4 protein-coding genes are annotated in these 4,631 nt (G+C 61.9%); all 4 read right to left on the bottom strand.

Translation table 11 applies throughout. The annotated features are described in order from the left end of the window. Nucleotides 1-169 precede the first annotated feature (169 nt). On the bottom strand, nt 170-676 hold the full coding sequence (locus HXO69_RS08690) for a heat shock protein transcriptional repressor HspR (RefSeq protein ID WP_296546553.1): 507 nt from the start codon (nt 674-676) through the stop codon (nt 170-172). A gap of 3 nt (nt 677-679) precedes the next feature. Next, nucleotides 680-1,672 carry a DnaJ domain-containing protein gene (locus tag HXO69_RS08685; RefSeq protein ID WP_296546551.1) on the bottom strand — a complete coding sequence of 331 codons (993 nt, stop codon included), beginning with the start codon at nt 1,670-1,672 and terminating at the stop codon, nt 680-682. A gap of 326 nt (nt 1,673-1,998) precedes the next feature. Further along, nucleotides 1,999-2,577 carry a nucleotide exchange factor GrpE gene (locus tag HXO69_RS08680; RefSeq protein WP_049362014.1) on the bottom strand — a complete coding sequence of 193 codons (579 nt, stop codon included), beginning with the start codon at nt 2,575-2,577 and terminating at the stop codon, nt 1,999-2,001. A gap of 2 nt (nt 2,578-2,579) precedes the next feature. Next, on the bottom strand, nt 2,580-4,412 hold the full coding sequence (gene dnaK / locus HXO69_RS08675; protein ID WP_296546549.1) for a molecular chaperone DnaK: 1,833 nt from the start codon (nt 4,410-4,412) through the stop codon (nt 2,580-2,582). Nucleotides 4,413-4,631: the final 219 nt, after the last annotated feature.

Below are 4,631 nucleotides of genomic sequence, written 5' to 3'. Positions count from 1 at the left end.
GTTCGGGGAGCCTCACCTCCTTGTGTGTGGGTCTGAGTGCATGCGGGCGGGGGTCTACCCTACCTCGCTCGCACAACGCTAAGACGCACAAGCCTATATGGGCGGCTGACTAGCGCAAATGAGCCAGAACAGCCGAGCCGTTTATCCAAGTGTAGCGGGTTTAGCCGGTTTAGCGCTGCGGTTTCGTATCATCCGCCGTAGCTGCCTGGTGACGCTGACGGTACAACACCACCGCAGAGGAACGCTGACGCGCCGCCGGGCGGGTACCGCGGGCAATATGCACCACGTCGCCACTGGTACCGGCAGCGAACACGCGCTCCGCCAAGCCCAGCTTCACCTTCGCATCCTCGACCTGACGCTGCAGCGCCGCAATCTGCTCCTGCTGCTCCTCCACGAGGGACTCCAGCTCAATAATGCGGCGAATACCCTCCAGGGAGACGCCCTCCTGCGAGAGCTGCTGAATCTGCTGCAGACGGTTCACGTCACGCTGCGAATAGCGGCGCGCTTTACCGGGCGCGCGCGAGGGCTGGACCAAGCCGATGCGGTCGTACTGGCGCAGGGTCTGCGGGTGCATGCCCGCCAGCTCAGCCGCCACAGAAATCACGAAAACCGGCAGGTCCACGCTGTGCAACGGCTTGCCGCTACGGGACTTAGATGATGATTCTCGAGATGCCATGGTTTACTTCGCTTTCTTCAACAGATCCTTACGCGGGTTCTCCTGCGGTGCCAGTTTTACGAACTTATCGAATGCTTCCTGCGCCTCTGCGCTCAGCTCGGTGGGCAGTACAATCTCCGGGATGACCAGCAGGTCGCCGTCGCCGCCCTTGGCCTTGAAGCCGCGGCCCTTGGCGCGCAGTCGGCGGCCGACCTGGCCGGGTGCCAGGCGCAGCTTCACGGTGGACGCATCGGGCAGGGGCACCTCGATCACTGCGCCGTCGACGGCCTCGGCGAGGGTGACGGGTGCGCGCATAACCAGGTTGTTGCCCTCGCGCGAGTACACGGAGTCATCGGAGACGCGCACGGTGACCTTCAGGTCGCCGCCGCGCAGGCCTTTGCCGCGCAGGCGGACCTTCTGGCCGTCCTTGATACCTGCGGGGATGCGTGCCTCGGTGTGGGAGCCGTCCGGCAGGAACACGGTCACGTTTGCGCCAGTGTATGCCTGGGCGAGGCTGATGCGGGTGCTGGTGGTGCTTTCTTCGGGGGCTGCGTGCTGTGCACCGCCGAAGCCGCCGCCGCCCATGCCGCCGAAGTCGGCGCTAGTGAAGCCTGCGGAGCGTCGGGAGCCGCCTGCGCTACCGCCGAAGAGGCCGCCGAGCAGGTCGTCAATGTTGATGCCTGCACCGCCGTTGCTGAAGCCGCCGAATGCGTCCGCGCCGGGGTAGCCAGTGTAGCTGCCACCGCCGAAACCGCCACCGCCGAATCCGCCCATGCCAGATGCGCCGTAGCGGCGAATCTGGTCGTACTCTTCGCGCTGCTTCTTATCGGAGAGCACGTCGTATGCTTCCGAGATTTCCTTGAACTTCTTCTCTGCTGCGGCGTCGCCGGGGTTCAGGTCCGGGTGGTACTTGCGGGAGAGCTTGCGGTACGCCTTCTTGATGTCGCTTTCGCTTGCGTCTTCGCTAACGCCCAGTGCCTTATAAAAGTCGTCAGTTATCCAGTTTTCGCTTGCCATATGTTTGTTGCTCCTCTCGCGGTGATGCGCCGCCCTCCTCGGTTACGGGACGGCTTGCAGGGGCACCGCGTACTTGTCTTAATACTCTATATAAAAGTTTAGTCTACTTGACTCAATTTTGAAAGGGCTGGGTCCAAAAAAATAGCACCCCTACAAGCCTTTTATCCGCCGCCACAGCTCGCCGGAACCCGCGCCAACACCGGGCAGAACAGCCCGGGCAAATAGCTCCGGCAGAACAGCTTAGGCAAACAACAGGGCGGGCACTCCCCCACCAGGGAGAGCACCCGCCCGTCGTTAGTTATTCAGCCAATGCTTAGCCGACCACCTTACGGTGCGACAGCCACAGCCACCTGAGCGGTACGAACCACACGGTCGTTCACGCGGTAGCCGTAACGCAGAACCATGGAGACATGATCCTCAGCCACCTCGTCGGTGGGCTGCTGCAGTACAGCTTCATGGATGTTCGGGTCGAAGGCATCGCCTACTTCACCGAAACGCTCCACACCCTGCTTGCCGAGCAGCTCTTCGAGCTTCGCAGCGATGGAGGCGAAGGGGCCGTCCTGCAGGTCGCCATGCTTACGTGCGGCGTCGATATCGTCGAGCACCGGCAGCAGTGCGCCGACCAGGTCACCGATTACGAAGTTTCGCAGCTGCTCCTTTTCGCGGGCGGTGCGGTTCTTGTAGTTGGTGAACTCTGCCTGCAGGCGAAGCAGGGAGTCCAGGCGCTCTGCGGCGAGTGCCGCGTCAGCAGATTCTGCTTCTACGGCGTCCTGGAGCTCAGCCTCGACGGCTTCCGCAGCGTCTTCGGCAGTTTCGACCGATTCAGCTTCGGGGTGGCCTTCCGCTGCGGGGGCGTTGAATGCCTCCTCCAGCGGGTCGGGGGTGATGTTTTCCTGCTCAGCCATGATTACTTCTTCTCGTCTTCGTCGATAACCTCGGCGTCGACAACGTCCTCGTCAGCGGCGGGCTTGGACTCGGAAGCGTCAGCCTGTGCTGCTGCGTAGAGTGCCTCGCCCAGCTTGGACTGGGAAGCCTGCAGCTTCTCGAGTGCGGACTTCACTGCTGCGTCGTCGTCGCCCTCGAGTGCCTTCTTCAGCTCGTCGACGTCACCCTGAACGGAGGTCTTGACGTCCTCGGGCAGCTTGTCGTCGTTCTCCTTCAGGAGCTTCTCGACGGAGTATGCGAGGGACTCAGCTGCGTTGCGGGTGTCAGCAGCCTCGCGGCGTGCCTTGTCCTGCTCTGCGTGTGCTTCTGCATCCTTGACCATACGGTCGATGTCTTCCTTGGAGAGGGAGGAACCGCCGGTGATGGTCATGGACTGCTCAGCGCCGGTGCCCTTGTCCTTTGCGGAGACGTGGACGATGCCGTTTGCGTCGATGTCGAAGGTGACCTCAATCTGGGGCACGCCACGCGGTGCGGGGGCAATGCCGGTCAGCTCGAAGGTACCCAGGTTCTTGTTGTCGCGAGTGAACTCACGCTCACCCTGGAAGACCTGAATGGTCACGGAGGGCTGGTTGTCCTCTGCGGTGGTGAAGGTCTCGGAACGCTTGGTCGGGATTGCGGTGTTGCGCTCGATCAGCTTGGTCATCACGCCGCCCTTGGTCTCGATACCGAGGGAGAGGGGGGTGACGTCGATCAGCAGAACGTCCTTACGGTCGCCCTTCAGAACGCCTGCCTGCAGTGCTGCACCCATTGCCACGACCTCGTCGGGGTTCACGCCCTTGTTGGGCTCGCGGCCGGTGAGCTCCTTGACGAGCTCAGCAACAGCGGGCATACGGGTGGAGCCACCGACCAGGATGACCTCAGAAATCTCGGAGATGGACACGCCAGCTTCCTTGATTACGTCGAGCACGGGCTTCTTGGTGCGCTCGAGCAGGTCGCGGGTCAGTTCCTCGAACTTTGCGCGGGTCAGCTTCTCATCCAGGTGGATGGGGCCCTCGGGGGTCACGGACAGGTACTGCAGGGAGATGTTGGTGCTAGAAGCGCTGGACAGCTCCTTCTTAGCCTGCTCAGCTGCCTCCTGCAGACGCTGCAGAGCAATCTTGTCCTTGGACAGGTCTGCGCCGGTGTTTGCCTTCACCTGTGCAAGCAGCCACTCGACGATGCGGTGGTCCCAGTCGTCACCACCGAGGCGGTTGTCACCGCTGGTTGCGCGAACCTGAATGGTGGAGAAGCCGTCGTCGTCCTTGCCGACTTCCAGCAGGGAGACGTCGAAGGTACCGCCACCGAGGTCGAAGACCAGGATGAGCTCGTCTTCCTTGCCCTTGTCCAGGCCGTATGCCAGTGCTGCGGCGGTGGGCTCGTTCACGATACGCAGGACATTCAGGCCTGCGATCTCGCCGGCTTCCTTGGTTGCCTGACGCTCAGCGTCGTTGAAGTATGCGGGAACGGTGATGACAGCGTCGGTGACGGTGTCGTTCAGGAATGCCTCTGCGTCAGCCTTCAGCTTCATGAGGGTACGAGCGGAGATTTCCTGCGGGGTGTACTTCTTGCCGTCAATCTCGGTGGTCCAGTCGGTGCCCATGTGGCGCTTGACGGAAGAGATGGTGCGGTCGACGTTGGTCACTGCCTGACGCTTTGCAACGTTACCTACCAGAACCTCGCCGTCCTTGGAGAATGCGACGACGGAGGGGGTGGTGCGGGTGCCCTCTGCGTTAGCGATGACGACGGGCTCGCCACCTTCCAGTGCTGCTACGACCGAGTTGGTGGTACCGAGGTCAATACCTACTGCGCGTGCCATATGTTGATTCACTCCTTAGGTGTTAGTGCCCCGCTTCTTCTAATGCGAGGCGGGATAGTTTGAAAGTTTTGGAGGCGGTCGGTGCTGCGCGTGCCGCCCCGTGCGGGGTGGTCTGCGCGGCTCCCTTGAGCCTCATGTACTCAAGTATGCACCCTCTCAGAGGGCGTGTCAATAGGGTTGAGCGAACTTTACTCAACTTTTTTTCGCGGAGGTGTGTGA

The sequence above is a fragment of the Rothia sp. (in: high G+C Gram-positive bacteria) genome (genome assembly GCF_015265375.1).
Taxonomy (GTDB): Bacteria; Actinomycetota; Actinomycetes; order Actinomycetales; family Micrococcaceae; genus Rothia.
Note: the sequence above shows the minus strand (reverse complement) of the source record. Positions and strands in the feature narration are given on the sequence as shown.

Excerpts from the sequence above, each read along its gene's own strand:
- HXO69_RS08685 (WP_296546551.1), bottom strand. The coding sequence starts at position 1,672 with ATGGCAAGCGAAAACTGGATAACTGACGACTTTTATAAGGCACTGGGC.
- HXO69_RS08690 (WP_296546553.1), bottom strand. The coding sequence starts at position 676 with ATGGCATCTCGAGAATCATCATCTAAGTCCCGTAGCGGCAAGCCGTTG.
- HXO69_RS08680 (WP_049362014.1), bottom strand. The coding sequence starts at position 2,577 with ATGGCTGAGCAGGAAAACATCACCCCCGACCCGCTGGAGGAGGCATTC.
- dnaK (WP_296546549.1), bottom strand. The coding sequence starts at position 4,412 with ATGGCACGCGCAGTAGGTATTGACCTCGGTACCACCAACTCGGTCGTA.